This window comes from Iodidimonas sp. SYSU 1G8, assembly GCF_039655775.1.
Taxonomy (GTDB): Bacteria; Pseudomonadota; Alphaproteobacteria; order SMXS01; family SMXS01; genus RI-34.
This window is the reverse complement of the sequence record NZ_JBBYXJ010000001.1, coordinates 632,781-652,278: the sequence shown is the minus strand read 5'-3', so window position 1 is coordinate 652,278 and position 19,498 is coordinate 632,781. Positions and strand designations below refer to the sequence as shown.

22 protein-coding genes are annotated in these 19,498 nt (G+C 64.5%); 13 read left to right on the top strand and 9 right to left on the bottom strand.

The features are described 5' to 3' along the window. Positions 1–18: 18 nt before the first annotated feature. From fabF to fabD, 4 genes are all read right to left on the bottom strand, one after another. Positions 19–1,284, bottom strand: a complete 1,266-nt coding sequence (gene fabF, locus WJU17_RS03240) for a beta-ketoacyl-ACP synthase II (protein ID WP_346325903.1) — start codon at positions 1,282–1,284, stop codon at positions 19–21. 34 nt (positions 1,285–1,318) lie between these two features. Beyond that, the gene (locus tag WJU17_RS03235; protein WP_346325902.1) at positions 1,319–1,552 is read right to left on the bottom strand and encodes an acyl carrier protein; all 234 of its coding nucleotides are present in this window, start codon (positions 1,550–1,552) and stop codon (positions 1,319–1,321) included. Positions 1,553–1,681: 129 nt separating this feature from the next. Beyond that, positions 1,682–2,419: a 3-oxoacyl-[acyl-carrier-protein] reductase gene (gene fabG, locus WJU17_RS03230; RefSeq protein ID WP_346325901.1), complete on the bottom strand. Its 738-nt coding sequence runs from the start codon at positions 2,417–2,419 to the stop codon at positions 1,682–1,684. Positions 2,420–2,429: 10 nt separating this feature from the next. Continuing rightward, entirely contained in the window at positions 2,430–3,371 is a 942-nt protein-coding gene (fabD, locus tag WJU17_RS03225; protein WP_346325900.1) for an ACP S-malonyltransferase, read from the bottom strand. A 222-nt stretch (positions 3,372–3,593) separates the two neighbouring features. Here fabD and rpsF point away from each other — a divergent pair, with 222 nt between their 5' ends. From rpsF to WJU17_RS03175, 10 genes are all read left to right on the top strand, one after another. Further along, on the top strand, positions 3,594–3,956 hold the full coding sequence (gene rpsF, locus WJU17_RS03220) for a 30S ribosomal protein S6 (RefSeq protein WP_346325899.1): 363 nt from the start codon (positions 3,594–3,596) through the stop codon (positions 3,954–3,956). Continuing rightward, positions 3,956–4,207: a 30S ribosomal protein S18 gene (rpsR, locus tag WJU17_RS03215; RefSeq protein WP_346325898.1), complete on the top strand. Its 252-nt coding sequence runs from the start codon at positions 3,956–3,958 to the stop codon at positions 4,205–4,207. The genes rpsF and rpsR overlap by 1 nt, the downstream gene beginning before the upstream one ends. Before the next feature lie 9 nt (positions 4,208–4,216). After that, the gene (gene rplI / locus WJU17_RS03210; RefSeq protein WP_346325897.1) at positions 4,217–4,777 is read left to right on the top strand and encodes a 50S ribosomal protein L9; all 561 of its coding nucleotides are present in this window, start codon (positions 4,217–4,219) and stop codon (positions 4,775–4,777) included. A gap of 315 nt (positions 4,778–5,092) precedes the next feature. Further along, a complete protein-coding gene (locus tag WJU17_RS03205; protein WP_346327383.1) occupies positions 5,093–6,550 on the top strand; it encodes a replicative DNA helicase in 1,458 nt (485 codons plus the stop codon). Further along, positions 6,547–7,332: an ABC transporter permease gene (locus tag WJU17_RS03200; protein WP_346325896.1), complete on the top strand. Its 786-nt coding sequence runs from the start codon at positions 6,547–6,549 to the stop codon at positions 7,330–7,332. The genes WJU17_RS03205 and WJU17_RS03200 overlap by 4 nt, the downstream gene beginning before the upstream one ends. Beyond that, positions 7,332–8,105: an ATP-binding cassette domain-containing protein gene (locus WJU17_RS03195; RefSeq protein ID WP_346325895.1), complete on the top strand. Its 774-nt coding sequence runs from the start codon at positions 7,332–7,334 to the stop codon at positions 8,103–8,105. Before WJU17_RS03200 ends, WJU17_RS03195 begins: the two co-directional genes overlap by 1 nt. A 1-nt stretch (position 8,106) precedes the next feature. After that, positions 8,107–9,459 (top strand): DNA repair protein RadA, encoded by a 1,353-nt coding sequence (radA, locus tag WJU17_RS03190; protein ID WP_346325894.1) that lies wholly within the window; start codon positions 8,107–8,109, stop codon positions 9,457–9,459. Between the two features lie 7 nt (positions 9,460–9,466). Then, complete coding sequence (locus WJU17_RS03185; protein WP_346325893.1) at positions 9,467–10,033, top strand: CvpA family protein; 567 nt, start codon at positions 9,467–9,469, stop codon at positions 10,031–10,033. Between the two features lie 96 nt (positions 10,034–10,129). Then, positions 10,130–11,584: an amidophosphoribosyltransferase gene (purF, locus tag WJU17_RS03180; protein WP_346325892.1), complete on the top strand. Its 1,455-nt coding sequence runs from the start codon at positions 10,130–10,132 to the stop codon at positions 11,582–11,584. Beyond that, complete coding sequence (locus WJU17_RS03175) at positions 11,581–12,300, top strand: SDR family NAD(P)-dependent oxidoreductase (RefSeq protein WP_346325891.1); 720 nt, start codon at positions 11,581–11,583, stop codon at positions 12,298–12,300. Before purF ends, WJU17_RS03175 begins: the two co-directional genes overlap by 4 nt. Positions 12,301–12,333: 33 nt before the next feature. On the opposite strand, the gene WJU17_RS03170 is transcribed toward WJU17_RS03175, so the two are convergent. From WJU17_RS03170 to panB, 5 genes are all read right to left on the bottom strand, one after another. Next, a complete protein-coding gene (locus WJU17_RS03170) occupies positions 12,334–13,140 on the bottom strand; it encodes an SDR family NAD(P)-dependent oxidoreductase (protein WP_346325890.1) in 807 nt (268 codons plus the stop codon). Positions 13,141–13,214: 74 nt separating this feature from the next. Then, positions 13,215–14,570: a ribosome biogenesis GTPase Der gene (der, locus tag WJU17_RS03165; RefSeq protein WP_346325889.1), complete on the bottom strand. Its 1,356-nt coding sequence runs from the start codon at positions 14,568–14,570 to the stop codon at positions 13,215–13,217. 110 nt (positions 14,571–14,680) lie between these two features. After that, positions 14,681–16,039 (bottom strand): PQQ-binding-like beta-propeller repeat protein, encoded by a 1,359-nt coding sequence (locus WJU17_RS03160; protein WP_346325888.1) that lies wholly within the window; start codon positions 16,037–16,039, stop codon positions 14,681–14,683. 13 nt (positions 16,040–16,052) lie between these two features. Further along, positions 16,053–16,724, bottom strand: coding sequence for a tetratricopeptide repeat protein (locus tag WJU17_RS03155; protein ID WP_346325887.1), 672 nt, complete (start codon positions 16,722–16,724; stop codon positions 16,053–16,055). Positions 16,725–16,812: 88 nt separating this feature from the next. After that, positions 16,813–17,628 (bottom strand): 3-methyl-2-oxobutanoate hydroxymethyltransferase, encoded by an 816-nt coding sequence (panB, locus tag WJU17_RS03150; RefSeq protein WP_346325886.1) that lies wholly within the window; start codon positions 17,626–17,628, stop codon positions 16,813–16,815. Between the two features lie 184 nt (positions 17,629–17,812). On the opposite strand from panB, the gene WJU17_RS03145 reads away from it, so the two are divergent. From WJU17_RS03145 to WJU17_RS03135, 3 genes are all read left to right on the top strand, one after another. Beyond that, complete coding sequence (locus WJU17_RS03145; RefSeq protein ID WP_346325885.1) at positions 17,813–18,382, top strand: SRPBCC family protein; 570 nt, start codon at positions 17,813–17,815, stop codon at positions 18,380–18,382. Between the two features lie 76 nt (positions 18,383–18,458). Then, positions 18,459–19,136, top strand: coding sequence for a YceI family protein (locus WJU17_RS03140; protein WP_346325884.1), 678 nt, complete (start codon positions 18,459–18,461; stop codon positions 19,134–19,136). Next, positions 19,133–19,498, top strand: coding sequence for a nuclear transport factor 2 family protein (locus WJU17_RS03135; RefSeq protein ID WP_346325883.1), 366 nt, complete (start codon positions 19,133–19,135; stop codon positions 19,496–19,498). Before WJU17_RS03140 ends, WJU17_RS03135 begins: the two co-directional genes overlap by 4 nt.

The window sequence follows — 19,498 nt, the reverse complement described above, 5'->3', positions numbered from 1 at the left end:
GTCCGCCATGGCCGGCCGTCAGATGTCCTTCTTGAAGATGACGCTCGCATTCGTGCCGCCAAACCCGAACGAGTTCGACATCACGGCGCGGACCTTGCGTTCCTTGGCCTTGAGCGGGACGAGGTCCATCCCCACGCAATTGTCGGAGGGATTCTCCAGATTGAGCGTCGGCGGCACGATCTGATCACGCATGGCCAGCAGGCAGAAAATGGCTTCCACCGCGCCCGCCGCGCCGAGCAGATGCCCGATTGAGGACTTTGTCGACGACATGGACAGGTTGCTGGACGCCGACCCGAACAGACGGCGGACCGCGCCCAGTTCGATTTCGTCTCCCAGCGGCGTCGAGGTGCCGTGGGCATTGACGTAGTCCATGTCTTCCAGCGCTAGGCCGGACCTCTTGAAGGCCGATTGCATGGCGCGATAGGCGCCATCGCCTTCCGGTGACGGGGCGGTGATGTGATAGGCATCGCCCGACATGCCATAACCCACGACTTCGCCGTAAATCTTGGCGCCGCGCTTCTTGGCGTGCTCCAGCTCCTCGAGGATGACGATGCCGGCGCCTTCGCCCATGACGAAGCCATCGCGGTCGCGGTCATAAGGACGCGACGCCCGTGTCGGCTGATCGTTGAACTGGGTCGACAGTGCCTTGGCCTGCGAGAAGCCGGCTATGCCGATGGGACAGATCGCCGCTTCCGCGCCGCCCGCCACCATCACGTCGGCATCGTCCAGCATGATCAGCCGGGCGGCGTCGCCGATGGCGTGGGCGCCCGAGGAACATGCGGTGACGACCGCGTGGTTCGGGCCCTTGAAGCCATGCTTGATCTGAATCTGGCCCGAGACCAGATTGATCAGGCGGCCCGAGATGAAGAACGGGCTGACGCGCCGCGGCCCCTTGTCGTTCAACGTCGTGACGGCTTCCTCGATACCCGGAAGGCCGCCGATGCCGGAGCCGATCATGCAACCCGTCCGGACGAGGGATTCCTCGTCCGTCGGATGCCAGCCGGCATCCTCGAGCGCGATATCGGCGGCGGCGACGCCGAACAGGATGAAGTCGTCGACCTTGCGGCGTTCCTTCGGCTCCATCCATTGATCGGGATTGAAGGAACCGTCGCTGCCATCACCCAGAGGTACCTCGCAGGCGACCTTGGCGACATAGTCCGTCGTGTCGAATTTGGTGATCAACCCCGCACCCGACTGACCATCGATCAACCGGCGCCATGGAATATCGACACCTGCACCCAGGGGCGTTACCAGCCCGAGGCCTGTTACCACTACTCGACGCATCGGCTCCATCCGTTCCTGCAATCCCGGTTAGGACTTAGCGGGTCTGTTCGATGAAATCGACCGCGTCCTTCACCGTCAGGATCTTTTCAGCGGCGTCGTCCGGGATTTCGATGCCGAATTCCTCTTCGAACGCCATCACCAGCTCAACCGTATCCAGGCTGTCCGCGCCAAGATCGTCGATGAAGCTCGCGCTTTCGGTGACCTTGTCCTCGTCCACGCCCAGATGTTCGACCACGACCTTTTTTACGCGTTCGGCAACGTCGCTCATTTCAGCATTCCCTTGAAGGTTTGTCGTTAAACCGTTGATATAAAAGCCAATTAGATTGGCCTGTCTTAACCGGCTGGTCACCGTTTGCTGCCGTGTCGTAACACAATTCGGTGACATTGGCCAGCAACCTCAGATCATCGCCATGCCGCCATTCACATGCAGCGTCTGGCCCGTGACGTAACCCGCTTCCTCCGACGCCAGATAGACGACGGCCGAGGCGACATCGGCGCCGGAACCCATACGTCCGGCGGGAATCTTCCCGATCAGCGCGTCCCGGGCCGGCCCGGCGATCGCATCGGTCATCGCCGTCTCGATGAAGCCCGGCGCGACCGTGTTGACCGTGATATTGCGGCTGGCGACTTCCTGCGCCAGCGATTTCGACATGCCGATCAGGCCGGCCTTCGATGCGGCATAGTTCACCTGCCCCGGATTGCCGGTGACGCCGACGACGGAGGTGATCGAGATGATACGGCCATAGCGGCGCTTCATCATGCCGCGCAGCATGGCGCGGGAAAGCTTGAAGGCGGCCTTCAGGTTCACGTCGAGAACGATATCCCAGTCCTCGTCCTTCAGCCGCATGGCCAGATTGTCGCGAGTCACGCCCGCATTGTTGACCAGGATATCGATCTGGCCCAGCGCGGCCTCGGCCTGTCCGGGCAGCGCATCGACCGCCGCGGCATCCGAGAGATTACAGGGGACCACATGGACACGGTCGCCAAGGGCGGCGGCCACTTCGTCGAGCGCTGACTGCCTCGTGCCCGACAGCGCGACGGTCGCGCCCTGAGCGTGGAGGGCTTCGGCGATGGAGCGGCCGATACCGCCGCTCGCGCCGGTGACGAGGGCGGTCTTGCCGGTGAGATCGAACATGCGGCGGCTCCTACAGCGTCTTCAACAGCGCGTCGATCTCGTCCGGTGTCTGGGCCGAGGTGGTCGCGAGGTCCTTGTGGATGCGCTTGGCCATGCCCGTCAAGGCCTTGCCGGCGCCCAGCTCGATCACTTCGGTGACACCCTGATCGACCATATAAAGAATGCATTCGCGCCAACGAACGGCTCCGGTGACCTGTTCCACCAGAAGGCGGCGGATCTCGTCCGGGTCGCTGACCGGCGCGGCGATCACGTTCGCGACCAGCGGCACGGCGGGCGCGGTGATGGTGACGGCGGCGAGCGCTTCCTTCATTTCCTCGGCGGCCGGCGCCATCAATGAACAGTGGAACGGCGCGCTGACCGGCAGCAGCATGGAGCGGCGCGCGCCCTTTTCCTTGCCGATCTCGATGGCCCGCTCGACGGCGGCGCGGTGGCCGCTGATGACGATCTGGCCCGGCGCGTTGTCGTTCGCCGCGGTGCAGACCTCGCCCTGCGATGCCAGTTCGGCGATCTCCCGGGCCACGTCGAGCTCGACGCCCAGCAGCGCGGCCATGGCGCCCTGCCCGACCGGCACCGCGCGCTGCATGGCCTGGCCGCGGCGCTTCAGCAGCCGGGCGGTATCCGCCAGCGAGAAACTCCCGGCGGCGGCCAGCGCGGAATATTCACCCAGGGAGTGACCGGCGACGAACCTGGCCTTGTCCGCCAGATTGATGCCGCCTTCCTTTTCCAGGATGCGCATGACCGCGACGCTGACAGCCATGAGCGCCGGCTGCGCGTTCTCGGTCAGGGTCAGCTGGTCCTCGGGACCATTGAACATCAGCTTGGAGAGGTTCTGGCCCAGCGCCTCGTCGATTTCCTGAAACACCTCGCGCGCGGTGGCCGAGGCTTCCGCGAGCGACTGGCCCATGCCGACGGCCTGGCTGCCCTGGCCGGGAAATGTGAATGCTCGGGTCATGCGGTTCCTTTTCCCTCATTGCCCTGAAAGGCGCGCCACAGATAACGTCTGGACCGTCCGTGTCAAGCATGCTGGTCCAGCGCACTGTCCTACACTGCAGTCACTGCTTGCCACAGAGAAGTTTTACCGTATAGTGCGCGCCTTCGCTCCTTGCCGGCACGTGCCGGCTATGCCTGTGCGGCCCGTTGGCGGCAGGCAATGTAACAGCCAGAAGGAGTCCATATGGCTTACTACGAGCACATCCTGATTGCCCGGCAGGATATTTCCAGCCAGGCAGTCGATGCCCTGGCGGAAGAATTCGCCGGCATCATCCGCGAAAATGGCGGTGAGGTCACCAAGACCGAAAACTGGGGCCTGCGCACCCTCGCCTATCGCATCAAGAAGAACCGCAAGGGTCATTACATCATGATGAACCTCGACGCGCCGGCTGCCGCCGTCGCCGAGATGGAGCGCCTCGAGAAGATCAACGAGGACGTCATCCGTTCGATGACCATTCGCGTCGAGGAACTGGATGTGGAGCCGTCGCCGGTTCTGCGCAGCCGCGACGACCGTGATGACCGCCGCCGTGAAGGAGGACGCTTCTAATGGCTACCGCCGCCCGTCCCCGCACCGCCCGCCGCCCGTTCTTCCGCCGCCGCAAGAGCTGCCCGTTCACGGGTCCGAACGCGCCGAAGATCGATTACAAGGACGTGAAGCTGCTGCAGCGTTACGTCTCCGAGCGCGGCAAGATCGTGCCGAGCCGCATCACCGCCGTCTCGGCGAAGAAGCAGCGTGAACTCGCCCGTGCCATCAAGCGCGCGCGCATCATCGCCCTGCTCCCCTTCGTCCTGCAATAGGAGAGCCCGATGCAAGTCGTATTGCTTGAGCGGGTCGAGAAACTCGGCCAGATGGGTGACGTCGTCTCCGTGAAGGATGGCTTCGCCCGCAACTTCCTGCTCCCGAAGAAGAAGGCGCTGCGCGCCACCGCGCAGAACCTGGAATCCTTCAAGGCTCGCCGCGCCCAGCTGGAAGCGACGAACCTGGAGCGCCGCAAGGACGCCGAAGCCGTCGCCGAGAAGATGGAAGGCGCCCGGGTCATCATCATCCGTCAGGCCGGCGAGAGCGACCACCTCTATGGCTCGGTCAGCCCGCGCGATATCTCGGAAGCGCTGAAGGAAGCCGGTTACACGGTCGAGCGCAGCCAGGTCGATCTCGATCGTCCGATCAAGACCATCGGCCGTTTCGACATCCGCGTGTTCCTGCACCCGGAAGTCGCGATCAACGTCGTCGTCTCGGTCGCGCGTTCGGAAGCCGAAGCGAACAACCAGAACGCCCCGGCCGAAGCCGAGGACGACGAGGACGTGTTCGAGAACGAGGAACTGGCCCGCGAGGCCGCCGAGGGTATCTCGGAAGAAGACGAAGCCTGAGAACTCGGGCCTGAAGTTTAGGGAAGGCGACTTGAACCATCGTCTAACGAAAACAAACAAATAATAAGAAAACAGGAAACTCCCGAAGGGCGGCGCAAGCCGCCTTTCTTTTGTCCGGCGCGCACCGTGAGGGAGTTATCCCCATTGTTGTTCCCCTGTGGATAAATCCCCTGTGGAACAAACCCGGTTCCTGATATGTTCGCGTAGCCGCGGCCTGTCCCGCCGTGCTCAATGGCGGGCTTCCGATACGACCAGAGGACCACATCGCCGATGCCTTCCGCACTCGCCGACCGAGGCCAATTCGCAGCCAACGACATGCCTCTCGAAGGGCAATCGGTTCTGCCGCACAATCTCGAGGTCGAGCAGGCGCTGCTGGGCGTGATCCTCAACAACAACGACGCCGCGAACCGGGTGTCGTTCGTGATGGCCGAACACTTCTTCGATCCGTTGCACCAGCGCATCTTCGCCACCGCCATGCGCCTGATCGAACGCGGCCAGCTCGCCATTCCGGCCACGCTCAAGACCTACATGGAAAGCGATGTCGGCCTGCGCGAAGTGGGCGGCCCGCAATATCTCGCCCGCCTCGCCGCCGCCGCCACCTCCATGCTGCATGCCGAGGAATATGGCCGCACGATCTACGATCTGGCGCTGCGCCGGCAGTTGATCCTGATCGGCGAGGAAACGGTCCACAACGCCACCGAGGCCGATACCGAACTGTCGGCCACCAGCCAGATCGAACAGGCGGAGCAGAAGCTGTTCACCCTGGCCGAGAGCGGCCAGTCCGAAGAGGGCTTCAAGCCGTTCTCCCGTTCGATCCATGCCGCCATCGAGAACATCGACGCCGCCCGCAAGCGCGAGGGCAAGCTGACCGGCGTATCGACCGGCATGCGCGCCATGGACGAGCTGCTGGGCGGTCTGCACAAATCGGATCTGATCATCCTCGCCGGCCGTCCTTCCATGGGCAAGACGGCGCTGGCCACCAACATCGCCTTCAACGCGGCCAAGAAGTGGCATCAGTCCAAGCTGGACGGCGAAGATCCCATGCAGGGCGGCGGCGCCGTGGTCGGCTTCTTCTCGCTGGAAATGTCGGCGGAGCAGCTCGCCGCCCGTATGTTGTCGGAGCAGGCCGAAGTGCCGTCGGAAAAGCTGCGCCGAGGCGACATGAGCCACGAGCAGTTCCGGGCCCTGGTGCGGGCGTCACAGGAGATCGAGGACATTCCCCTGTTCATCGACGACACGCCGGCCCTGTCCATCGCCGGCGTCATGTCGCGGGCGCGGCGGTTGAAGCGCCAGCACAATCTGGGCATGGTGGTGATCGACTATCTCCAGCTGGCCCGGCCCTCGGGACAGCAAAAGACCGAGAACCGTGTGCAGGAAGTGTCCGAGATCACCCGCGGCCTGAAGGCTCTCGCGAAGACGCTGAACGTGCCGGTGCTGGCGCTGTCGCAGCTCAGCCGCTCGGTGGAGCAGCGCGAGGACAAGCGGCCGCAGCTTTCGGATCTGCGAGAATCGGGATCGATCGAGCAGGACGCCGACGTGGTGATGTTCGTCTACCGCGACGAGTACTACCACGAGCGCAAGCAGCCGGAGATGGGCACGCCGGCCCATGCCGAATGGCTGGAGCGTGGCGAACGCGTCCGTGGCGTCGCCGAAGTGATCATCGGCAAGCAGCGTCATGGACCAACGGGCGTTGCACGCTTGCACTTCGCCAAGGAGACGACCAAGTTTGGCGACCTTGCCGAACTGGACCATCTGCCGGAACAAACATTTTGACCTCTGCATCCAATCCTGTCGCCAATATCGGCCGCGCCACGCTCGGCTTTCTCAGTGATGTTGGGCGGCTGTGTCTGTTCATGGCCCAGGCGGTCGTGAACATCTTCACCCCGCCCTTCTATCTGGCCAATCTGGGCCGACAGCTCCTTTCGGTGGGCTTCTATTCGCTGCCGGTCGTGGGTCTGACCGCCGTGTTCACAGGCGCGGTGCTGGCGCAGCAGATTTACATCGGGACCGGCCGCTTCAACGCCGAATCCACCGTGCCGACCATCGTGGTCTTCGGCATTACCCGCGAACTCGGCCCGGTACTCGCCAGCCTCATGGTCGCGGGCCGTGTCAGCGCGGCGATGGCGGCCGAGCTGGGTACCATGCGCGTCACCGGGCAGATCGACGCCCTCACCACCCTGGCGACGAGCCCGTTCAAATATCTCATCGCGCCCCGCCTGCTGGCCGCGACCCTCATGATGCCCCTGCTCGTCCTGCTCGGCGACGTCATTGGCGTCATGGGCGGATGGCTGATCGCCACGACGGTGCTCGACTACAATTCCGTCGCCTATCTCCAGAACACGGTCGACTTCCTCGAGGCGTGGGACGTCATCTCCGGCCTGATCAAGGCCGCGGTATTCGGCTTCATCCTGGCTCTCATGGGCTGCTATCAGGGCTTCAACAGCAGCGGCGGCGCGCAGGGCGTGGGCCGTGCCACCACCAATGCGGTTGTCTCGGCGTCGATCCTGATCCTGGCGGCCAACTACATCATCACCTCGATCGCGTTCACCGACTGATGACAGAGCCTAAACTCAGCCTGCAGGGCGTCTCCAAGCGGTTCGGCGACAAGATCGTGCTGAACGGTCTCGACCTGGATATCTATCCCGGAGAATCCGTGGTCATCATCGGCGGCTCTGGCACTGGCAAGTCCGTGCTGCTGCGCTGTGTCCTTGGACTCATGGCGCCGGATGCCGGCCGCATCCTGGTGGATGGCGAGGATGTCACCCATCTGCGTGGGCGAGAGCGGGAAAACCTGCTGCGGCGCTTCGGCATGCTGTTCCAGGGCAGCGCTCTGTTCGACAGCCTGCGGGTGTGGCGCAACGTTTCCTTCGGTCTCATTTCGGCGCACGGCATGAAGAAGAAGCCGGCCAAGGAAAAAGCCGACGAGAATCTGGCCAAGGTTGGATTGAGCCCCGAGGTCGGCATGCTCTACCCTGCCGAACTTTCCGGCGGCATGCAGAAGCGCGTCGCGCTGGCGCGGGCCATCGCGACCAATCCGGAGATCATCTTCTTCGACGAGCCGACGACCGGCCTCGATCCGATCATGGCGGACGTGATCAATGAACTCATCGTCGAGCGTGTTCGTGATCTCGGCGCCACGGCGCTGACCATCACCCATGACATGGCCAGCGCCCGCAAGGTCGCCGACCGTATCGGCATGCTCTATGAGGGGAAGATCATCTGGATCGGCCCGGCGACCGAGATCGATCGTTCGGGCAACCCCTATGTGGACCAGTTCATTCATGGACGCGCCGAGGGGCCGATCTCCATGGATGTGCGGCGCCCCTGAGATGGCCAAGGGCGCGGATCGGTTCGTCTGTCAGCATTGCGGCACCGTCTATCGCAAATGGCAGGGCAAGTGCGACGGCTGCGGCGAGTGGAACAGCATTGTTCAGGAGGCTGGCGGCGACGTGGTGCCGCGCGGCCTCAGCAGCGGCAAGGGACGGTTGATCGAACTGAGCGGTCTCACCGGAGAAACCGAGTCGGCGCCGCGCATGATCACCGGCATCGCCGAATTCGACCGCGCCTGCGGCGGCGGGCTGGTGCCCGGCTCCGCGCTGCTGGTGGGCGGTGATCCTGGTATCGGCAAGTCGACCATCCTGCTCCAGGCGGCCGCCCTGCTCGCGAAGCGGAATGTCAACTGCGTCTATATCTCCGGCGAGGAAGCATCGGCCCAGATCCGCTCGCGCGCCCTGCGCCTCGGCCTGGCGGATTCGCCGCTGGAGCTGGGTTCGGAGACCAGCCTGCGCGATATCCTGACCACGCTCGAGGCACGTCGTCCGCAGGTCGTGGTCATCGATTCCATCCAGACGGTGTTCGCCGACAATGTGGAATCGGCGCCCGGCTCGGTCAGCCAGGTTCGCGCCTGCGCGCAGGAGCTGATCCGCTTCGCCAAACGCCGCGCCTGTACGGTTATTCTGGTCGGGCACGTGACCAAGGACGGGCAGATCGCCGGACCGCGCGTGCTCGAGCACATGGTGGACACGGTGCTGTACTTCGAGGGCGAGCGCGGTCATCAATTCCGCATTCTGCGCGCCGTGAAGAATCGCTATGGCGGCACCGACGAGATCGGCGTGTTCGAGATGACGGACCGCGGTTTGAGCGAGGTGCCCAACCCGTCGGCCCTGTTCCTGACCAATCGCCGCGAGCCCGTCAGTGGCGCCGCCGTGTTCGCGGGAATCGAGGGCACCCGTCCCGTCCTGGTGGAAATCCAGGCTCTTGTCTCGCCCTCGCCGCTCGCGACGCCGAGGCGGGCGGTGGTCGGTTGGGACACCGGACGCCTGGCCATGGTGATGGCGGTGCTCGATGCCCGATGCGGACTGGGCTTCGGTGGCCAGGATGTCTACCTGAACGTTGCCGGCGGACTGCGGGTCAGCGAGCCGGCGGCGGATCTGGCGGTCGCGGCGGCATTGGTGTCTTCGCTGACCGATATCGCGGTCCCGGCCGAGACGGTGATCTTCGGCGAAATCAGCCTCGCCGGCGAAGTTCGGCCCGTCGCGCAGTCCGACGCGCGGCTCAAGGAAGCCGAGAAGCTGGGCTTTGCCCGCGCCTGGCTGCCGCAATCGTCGAAGACCGCCAAGTCCAGTCTGAAGCTGACAGAGCTGGAAAAGTTGCAGGCCGTCAAAGACCTGTTTATGTCCTGACGCGCTCATGGAAACACTCCCCATCAATTCTCTCGACGCCCTTTTCCTCCTGGTGATCGGGCTGTCGGCGCTGATCGGCTTCTTTCGCGGCTTCGTTCGCGAGGTGCTGTCGCTCGCCGCATGGGCGGGCGCGGCCTGGCTGGCACTGACCTTTCACGCCCATGGCCAGGCGCTGATCTCCGGCATGGTGGAGAATCAGACCATGTCGGCCTTCGTCGCCGGCGGCGCCATCTTCATCGTCAGTCTCGTGATCCTGATGCTGGTCGCCGGCTTCCTCTCGCGCGGGGTGCAAAAGACCAGCATGCTGGGGCCGGCCAACCGGATCCTGGGGCTGCTGTTCGGCGTCATGCGGGGCGCGGTCATCGTCGCCGTCGGCTATATCGCGGCGGTGCATCTGACGACCGATCCGGAGAATCCGGAGGAGCCGAAACGCGCCTGGGTGGAAACCTCGCGCCTGCTGCCCCATGTAAGGACCCTCGCGGCGGGCCTGCAGCGTCTCGTCCCCGAGGACTGGGCGCCAGCGGCGCCCGACAGCGATCCCGACGGCGAAAAACCGCAGGGAACGAAAGCGTAAACAGAGACTGACAGTGCGTGGGAAACAGTCTATACACCCGCTCACCGAAGACACCCCGTACCTGCTTAAGAGTCCAACCGTGGAGCCAGGGCCGACGTGACGGTAACCACCAATCCATTCGATGATGACAAGCTGCGCGAAGAGTGCGGCGTTTTCGGCATTTATGGCCATCCGGACGCCGCCGCGCTGACCGTGCTTGGTCTGCATGCGCTGCAGCACCGCGGTCAGGAAGCGGCCGGCGTCGTCAGCTATGACGGCAAGCAGTTCCATTCCCAGCGTGCGCTGGGACTGGTCGGCGATACGCTGAGCTCCGAGACCGTGATCGCCTCGCTGCCCGGTGACAGCGCCGTCGGCCATAACCGTTACGCCACCACCGGCGGAACCATCCTGCGCAATGTCCAGCCGCTGTTCGCCGAGCTTTCGGGCGGTGGTTTCGCCGTGGCGCATAATGGCAATCTGACCAACGCCATGACCCTTCGTCGCATGCTGGTCAACAAGGGCGCGATCTTCCAGTCGACCTCCGACACGGAAACCATCATCCATCTCGTCGCGCTGTCGCAGCAGCCGCGTTTGGTCGATCGCCTCGTTGATGCGCTGCATCAGATCGAAGGCGCCTATTCGCTGGTGATCCTGACCCAGAAGAAGATGATCGGCATTCGCGATCCGCTCGGCATCCGCCCGCTTGTTCTGGGCGAGCTGGAGGGCGGCGTTCCCGTCCTGGCATCCGAGTCGGTCGCCTTCGATATCATCGGCGCCAAATATGTGCGCGAGATCGAGCCGGGCGAGATGATCGTGTTCACCGAAAACGGCATCGAAAGCCTCTATCCGTTCCCGAAGCTGCGTGCGCGTCCCTGCATTTTCGAGAACATCTATTTCTCGCGTCCCGACACCCTCACCCGCGACGGCAGCGTCTATGAGATCCGCAAGAGGATCGGCGCGGAATTGTCCCGCGAAAAGCCGGTTCAGGCCGATCTGGTGATTCCCGTCCCTGATTCCGGCACGCCCGCGGCGATCGGCTATTCCCAGGAGTCCGGTATTCCGTTCGAGCTGGGTATCATCCGCAACCACTATGTGGGCCGCACCTTCATCGAGCCCACGGACTCGATCCGACATCTCGGCGTGCGTCTCAAGCACAACGCCAATCGGGCGCAGATCCAGGGCAAGAACGTCATCCTGGTGGACGACAGCATCGTGCGCGGCACGACGTCGATCAAGATCGTCGAGATGATCCGGGCCGCCGGCGCCAAGGAGGTGCACATGCGCATCGCCAGCCCGCCGACGACCTATTCCTGCTTCTACGGCGTGGACACGCCCGAGCGTCACAAGCTGTTGGCGGCGCGCATGGGCGTCGACGAGATGGCGCGGTTGATCGGTGTCGACACCCTGGCGTTTCTATCCATGGACGGTCTTTATCGCGCCGTCGGCGAGACTGGCCGCAATGACGCCGAGCCCCAATATTGCGACGCCTGCTTCTCCGGCGATTATCCCATCCGCCTGGTGGATCACGACGGCGGGCAGCAGTCGCAGCTCTCCCTGCTGTCCGGCGCATGACCCAGCCCCTCTCCGGAAAGATCGCGCTGGTCACCGGCGCGTCCCGTGGTATTGGCCGCGCCGCGGCCCGTGCGCTAGCCGCTGCGGGTGCTCATGTCATCGCCGTCGCGCGGACGGTAGGCGGACTCGAGGAGCTGGACGACGAAATCCAGGCCGACGGCGGCACCGCGACCTTGACACCGCTCGATTTGCGCCAGGGCGACCTGATCGACAAGATCGGCGCGGCGATCGCCGAGCGCTGGGGCCGTCTGGACGTTCTTGTCGGCAATGCGGGCATTCTGGGCGAACTGTCGCCCCTGCCCCATCTGTCACCCAAGGAGTGGGACGAGGTCATCGCGGTCAACCTGACGGCGAACTGGCGCCTGATCCGCGCCTTCGATCCGTTGCTGCGTGCCGCGCCCGCCGGCCGCGCGCTGTTCCTGACATCGACAGTCGGCCACAGGCCGCGCGCCTATTGGGGCGCCTACGCCGTCAGCAAGGCGGGTCTCGAAACCCTGGTGCGGACCTATGCCGATGAACTGACCGGCACGCCGGTCCGCGTGAACCTGCTCAACCCGGGCGCGACGCGCACCAACATGCGTGCCAAGGCCATGCCGGGCGAAGATCCGAGCAGCCTGCCCACCCCGGCCGACATCGCGCCCAGCATCCTGCGGATGGTGTCGCCCGACTGGAGCGGCCAGGGCGAGATGGTCAATTTCCGGGACAGTTTCTCGTAAGAGACCGTTGCCCCGGGAACGACCGATCGTCTCTCAGGGGGCGCCGTAGGCGTTTTGGCGCATCATCTCCATGACCTTGTCCGGCTCCTGGAATCCCGGCTGCGCCGACTCTCCGAACGCCGCCAGGACGGCGTTGCAGCGCGCTTCAACCATCGGCCGGTATTCGGGATGGGTGAAGATGTAGAGCTCGTTGCCCTCGATCGCCTTCACCACCCGCGCGCCCACATTCGCCGCGTTCATGCTGCCCGGCGTCGGCGCGCCGCTCAACGCCGTGCCGACGGTTCCCGGCAACAGCAGGGAGACGCCGATATTGTGGGGCGCCAGTTCGTACCGCATCACCTCGCCCATGCCGACCGCGCCATATTTGGTCACCACATAGTCGCCGATCGGCGAGGCCGCGACAGCGCCAGCCATGGATGAGGTGATGACCACGTGGCCGCCTTCGCCATGGGCGCGCACCAACGGCGTCAGGTAATGCACCGTGTTGAACACACCGGTCAGGTTGACCGCGACGATCCGGTCCCATTTCGCCGGATCGGTGTCGGCCACCGGCGAGCCCGCGGGCGGCAGGCCGGCATTGGCGCAGACGACATGCAGTTTTCCGAACGCTTCGACTTGGCTGACCGCCTCCGCCCAGGCGGCTCGGTCGGTCACATCCTGCGCGAGAACGAGCACGTCGGTGCGCGGCTTCAATTCGCTCTCGGCGGCATCCAGCGCCGCCTTGTTGACGTCGGACAGGACCAGCCGCATGCCCTTGTCGGCAAAGGCACGCGCCATGGCCAGGCCGATCCCGCTGGCGCCGCCGGTGATGAATGCCGTGCGTCCCGAAAATTCCCGCATTGTGTCGATCTCCCCATTGTCGTTGGCGGCAACCTTAGCAGGCCGGATCGCCAACTCACAAGCAGGGGTGACTGTCAGCTCTCCGCGAAAGGATTTTCGCCTTTCTTGAGACGAATGCGGATCGGCGTACCCCACAGGTCGAACGTCTCGCGGATACCATTCATCAGATAGCGCATGTAGGAATCGGGAAGTTCGTCGGGCCGAGAACAGAAGATCACGAAGGTCGGCGGCCGCGATTTCACTTGGGTCATATAGCGCAGCTTGATCCGGCGGCCCGACGGCGCCGGCGGCGGATGGGCCTGGGTCGCGGCATCCAGCCAGCGATTGAGGCGCGCGGTGGAAATGCGGCTGTCCCAGGAGCCATAGGCGCGCATGACCGCGGGCATCAGCTTGTCGAGGCCGCGCCCCGTCAGCGCCGAGAACTGCACCAGTTCGACACCGCGGATTTCCGGCATATCGAGTTCCAGCATATCCTGGACCTCCTTCAGCACGGCGGGCTTGTCCTCGACCAGATCCCACTTGTTGAGCGCGACCACGAGCGCCCTGCCCTCGCGCGCGACCAGGCTGGCCAGGATCTTCTCCTGGCGGTCGAGCGGGGATGTTGAATCGACCAGCAGCACGACGACCTGCGCGAACTTGACGGCGCGCAGCCCATCGGCCACGGATAGCTTTTCCAGCTTGTCGACTACCTTTGCCCGGCGGCGCATGCCGGCCGTATCGAACAGCCTGATCTTGGTGCTCTCGAACGCCCATTCGACGGATATGGAATCGCGCGTCAAGCCGGCTTCCGGTCCCGCCAGAAGACGTTCGTCGCCGATCAATGTGTTGATGAGGGTCGACTTGCCTGCATTGGGGCGACCGATGATCGCGAGATGCAGCGTGCCGTCTTCCTGCTCCTCGCCCTCGTCCTCTTCATCGTCTGCCCGGGGGACGATGATCTCGGCGTGCTCGGCGAGCGCGTCATGCAGCTCGCCCAGTCCCTGGCCATGTTCGGCCGAAATCTGGACGGGTTCACCAAGACCCAGCGAGAACGCCTCATAGTAGCCGCTGTCGCCGCTCGTCCCTTCGCTCTTGTTGGCGACCAGGATGACGGGTTTGCCCGTCTGGCGCACCCAGTTGGCGAAGTGCGTGTCCAGCGGCGTGATACCCGCGCGGGCGTCGAACAGGAACATCACGACGTCCGCCTCGGCCACGGCGCGCTCGGTCTGCTGGCGCATGCGGGCCTCCATGGACTCGTCATGGATATCCTCGAGCCCGGCCGTATCCACCAAGGTGAATTCCAGCCCGGCGATGCGGGCGGCGGCTTCACGTCGGTCGCGGGTCACGCCCGGCCTGTCGTCGACCAGCGCCAGCCGGCGCCCGGTCAGGCGATTGAAGAGGGTCGATTTGCCGACATTGGGTCGGCCGATAATGGCGGCTGTAAAGGACATGGGGACTGTATTGCCTATGGAGACATCAAGCCGCAAGGGCCTGATGCCTCTTCTGAGTCGGTTTTCTGTCGCGGCGCCCCGGGCGGCTTGCCGCCGCCCCGGGATGCGGATCAGCGCATGGCCACCAGTTCGCCGTCGTCGCCCAGCAGATACAGCGTGCCGTTCGCCACGACCGGCGAGACGTAATTCCGCTTGCTGGGAATGTCGATGGCGCCGAGGAACTCGCCGGTATAGGGCGAGAACGAGGCGGCCATGCCGTTATTGGTCACGACCAGCAGACGGTCGCCGGCAAGCACGGGACCGGTCCAGATGATCGGCGCCTTCTTGCGGTTGTTGGCCTTGTGGCGCTGCAGATCCGAAATCCACTTGGCCCGGCCGTTGCGGCGCGACAGCGCCATCAACTGGTTGTCGGCGGTGACGACATAAAGATAGTCGCCGGCGACCCAGATGGTCTGGGCGCTCGCGACGTTGTTTTCCCAGAGGCGCGAGCCTGTCTTCAGATCGATGGCCGCCATGCGTCCGCTGTGACCCACGGCATAGACGACGCCCCGGTCGATGACCGGACTGCCGTCGATATCGTTCAGCGTCGAGAGCGCGGTCATGCGACCGACACGGGTCAGGGAATCCGCCCAGGCGACACGGCCGTTGCTGGCCTGCAGCGCGAAAAGCTCGCCCGACGAGAATGCGGCGACCACGGTGCCACCGATGACCGCCGGGCTGGCGGCGCCGATCAGGCCGGCCGCTTCGGCGATGGCGACATGCTGCCACAGAATGCTGCCGTCATTGGCGTTCAGCGCGTAGAGCTGATTATCGTGGGTGGTGAAGAACGCGATGCCTTCAGACGCGGTCGGCGAGCCGCGCAGCGCCACGTCGAACTGGGTCCGCCAGAGCTCGCCGCCGGTGCGCGGATCGAGCGCGATCGCGGCACCCGTCCCCAGCGCCACATAGAGTTTGCCGTTATCGAAGGCGATCCCGCCGCCTGCGGCCGCATCCGCCTTGTCGCGCTTGCGCTCTTTCTGACGGAGATTGACCGACCACACCTCACGTCCGCTCTGGGCGTCGAAAGCCGAAACCTCCCACCCCGACCCCATCGCGAAAACCATGCCCTGGGCGACGACCGGCTGGGCGACCAGATTACGGTTCGAGGTCGAGCCATCCACCCGCGCGCGCCAGACGATCCGGGGCGACGCGCCGAGCTGCAGATGATGCATGGCATGGTTGGCATAGCCGCCCGACTGCGGCCAGTCCGGGTTCTGGTAGGGGGCCGGCAGGCGGATGTCGACCGCCTTGAGCGCCTCGTCGATGGCAAGTTCATCGTTCAACTCGACGATGGGCTTGCGCTCGCCTTCCAGAATGACCTTCTTCTCCTTGTTGCCGCAGGCGGTCAGGAAGGCCAGCAGGGCAATAGCGGAAACGGTGGCCACGCCGATCCGCTTGGCGGATACGGGTTCACGACGGGTAATCGACATCGGGCGCATCACTCTACTTAGTCGCGAATTCACTTTGGGGAACGCCGAGAACGGCGAGCATCTGCTGGGCGCGGACCTTGAAGCTGGCATCGTCCGGCGCCGCCGCGAGCAGTTCGCGGAAGGTGGCGACCGCGGCGTCGCGCTGGCCCGTCTTGTACTGGTTCAGGCCCTTGAGTTCCATTACGGAAAGGCGCCACACATTGTCGGTGCCCGACATCCCGTCCAGCCGCTTGTCCAGTTCAGCGCCGCCGCCCGCGTCGAGCATCAGCAGCGCGCCATAATAGGCGGCCAGATCGCGATAGACTTTTTCCACGCCGGTATCGGCCGCGATGGCGTCATAGGTCGCCTGCGCGGCCTTGGTATCGGCCGCCTCGACCTCCAGTTCGGCCTGGCGGAAACGAGCCAGCAGACCGTAGCTGTCATCGGGCGCCTCCGCGGCGAGCGTCTTGAGACCCGCCAGCGCCTCGGCGGTCTTACCTTCGGCCGCCAGGGTCATCGCGGCGCCAAACTCGTCGCCCGTGGCGGCGTGCTCGTGACGCTGCCGGTCTTCCCAGTAGCGATATCCGACAACGATGACGATGGCCAACAGGATCACCGCGGCCACGTACTTGCCGTAGCGCTTCAGGAACGTGACGATCTGCTCTTGGCGGACTTCTTCATCGACTTCGCGGAAGATGTCGCTCACTCAGGCCTCCTACTCGGGAACGGGCGGCTACCTTAGCTTGCGTCCCCCTGGTTCGCAAACGCTCAGGCAGTCCAAACCCATCGCGGGATCAATCCCGCATGGAATATGTATGTTCTTGCGCCGGGAAGCGCCGCGCTTTTACTTCCTCGGCATAATGCGCGGCCGCCTCGTCGATCGCCGCGCCCCATTCGGCGTAGCGCTTGACGAAGGTCGGCGTGGTCGCGAACAGGCCGATCATGTCCTCGGTCACCAGGATCTGGCCATCGCAGGCGGCGGACGCGCCAATGCCGATCACCACGTTCGGCACGGCGGCGGTGACCTTCTCGCCCAGCTCGGCGGCGACCGCTTCCAGCACCGTGGCGAAGGCGCCCGCTTCGGCGACGGCCTTGGCGTCGTCGATGACGTCGTCCCATTCAGAGCGGCGGCGGCCCTTGGCGGCGTAGCCGTGCATGTTGACCTTCTGCGGCTGCAGGCCGACATGGGCAACGACCGGAATGCCGCGCTGGACGAGGAATTCGATGGTGGGCGCCATCACGCGTCCGCCTTCCAGCTTCACCGCCGCGCAGCCGGTCTCGCGCATGATGCGCGCCGCGTTGGTGAAGGCGACTTCCGGCGAGGCTTCATAGCTGCCGAACGGCATGTCGACGACGATGCAGGCGCGCGGCGCACCGCGCATCACCGCCTGTCCGTGCAGGATCATCATCTCCATAGTGACGCCGACCGTGTTGGGCAACCCGTGGATGACCATGCCCACGGAATCGCCGACCAGCAGCAGATCCACATAAGGGTCGAGCAGCTGGGCGACGAGGGCGGTATAGGCCGTCAGGCAGACCACCGGCTCCTTGCCTTTGCGCGCCGCGATGTCGCGCACCGTGATGTTTCGCTGCTTCTCGAACTTGGACATGCCTTTTCCCCGTTCGCTCCGGCGATCGCGCGGGGCGTCGCCGTCTTTTCAGGAACCTGTTCCGCGCACCCGCTCGGGTGTGCGCGCCTTCATAGCACTCAAGCCGATCCCCGTCCAACCGCCAGTCTTGATTAATAGATTGATATCAATCCTAATGTCGGCTCCGCAAATGGAGAGGCGGCCGATGACCATCGAGGTGTCTCGATCGACGTCCCGCAGGCTGCGCAACATCGTGCTCGGCTGCCTTGTCGTCATGCTTCTGGGCGTTGGCCTGTTGCTGGCGGTGGCCGCGACGCGGCCGGACACGTTCAGGCTCGAACGAAGCATCGCGATCAGCGCGGCGCCGGAACGTATCTTCCCGCTCATCAACGATTTCCGCCAGTGGCGGACGTGGTCGCCCTACGAAGGTCTCGATCCGGATCTGGCGCGCGCCTATACCGGCGCGCCACAGGGCGTGGCCGCCGTCTACGAATGGGAGGGCGAAAAGGCCGGCGCTGGCCGGATGGAGATCATTGAAAGCGTGCCGGCGCGCCGGATTCTCATCGACCTCCGGTTCACCGCGCCTTTCGAGGCGAGCAACGTCGCCGAGTTCGCCCTGACGTCCGTCGGCGGCCAGACGCGGGTAACCTGGTCGATGCGCGGTCCGCAGCCCCTGCTCGCCAAATTCATGGGCATGATCTTCGATATTGACGAAATGGTCGGCAAGGACTTCGAGCGCGGTCTTGCCGGTCTCAAGGCGGTCGTGGAACGGTGATCGGCGCCCGACTGGCGAAGCCATCGGCACGCGCTAATTACAATCTGCGGCTTTTACCCATCCGAGGGAGAATTTGATGAAGAGAATGCTTTTCGCGGCCTGCGCGGCCGTCGCGTTGATAGGGAGCCCGGCTCTGGCGACCGCGGCGCAGGATAATGGGACGGCCGCGTCCACCGCGCCTGTTCCCGGCGGCGCCTATACGCTGGACAAGGCTCATGCCAGCCTGACGTTCAGCGTCAATCATCTGGGGTTTTCCTGGTACACGGCGCGTTTTGCAGAGTTCGACGCCAAGCTGCGGTTCGATCCGGCGGATGTGAGCGCGGCCTCCGTCGAAGCCACCATCGATCCGAACTCTCTCGAACTTCCGTCTCCGCCGCCCGGCTTTACCGAGACGCTCAAAGGGCCGGAATGGCTGGATACGGCCAAATATCCGACGATCACCTTCAAGTCTACCAAGGTCGAGCCGACGGGTGAGCAAACGGCGCGCATCACCGGGGACTTTACCCTGCACGGCGTGACCAGGCCCGTCACCCTTGAAGCGACCTTCAATGGGGGTTACGCCGGCCATGAGATGGACCCCAATGCCCGGATTGGCTTCTCGGCGACGGGCAGCTTCAACCGCTCCGATTTCGGGATCGCCTATGGCGTGCCGGCGCCGGGAACGACCATGGGTGTAAGCGACCAGGTGAAGGTCGTCATCGAAGCCGAATTCACCGGCCCGCCGCTCGCCGGAGCATCGGGAGGGGCGAAATGAGCCTTCACGACCAGCTCCTGACCATCGAACGTACATTCTGGCGCAGTGATCCCGATGCCTATCGCACGGCCGTGATCGAGGAAGCCATGTTCGTCTTCGCGGAAACCGGCGCCATAGGCCGGTCGGCGGCGCTCGACGCCCTGGAACACGCTCTCGCCAGTGATCGGGCTTGGGACAAAGCGGATATTCGAGATGCGACGACCCTGCAGCTTGACCAGAACGCGGCGTTGTTGACCTACAAGGCCGCTGCCCGCCGTAAGAACGAGACGGCGAGCACCGTCGTGCTCGCCACGAGCGTCTATGTCAGGCGCGGCGAGGACTGGAAACTGGCCTTTCATCAGCAAACGCCGGTCAGCGGCTGA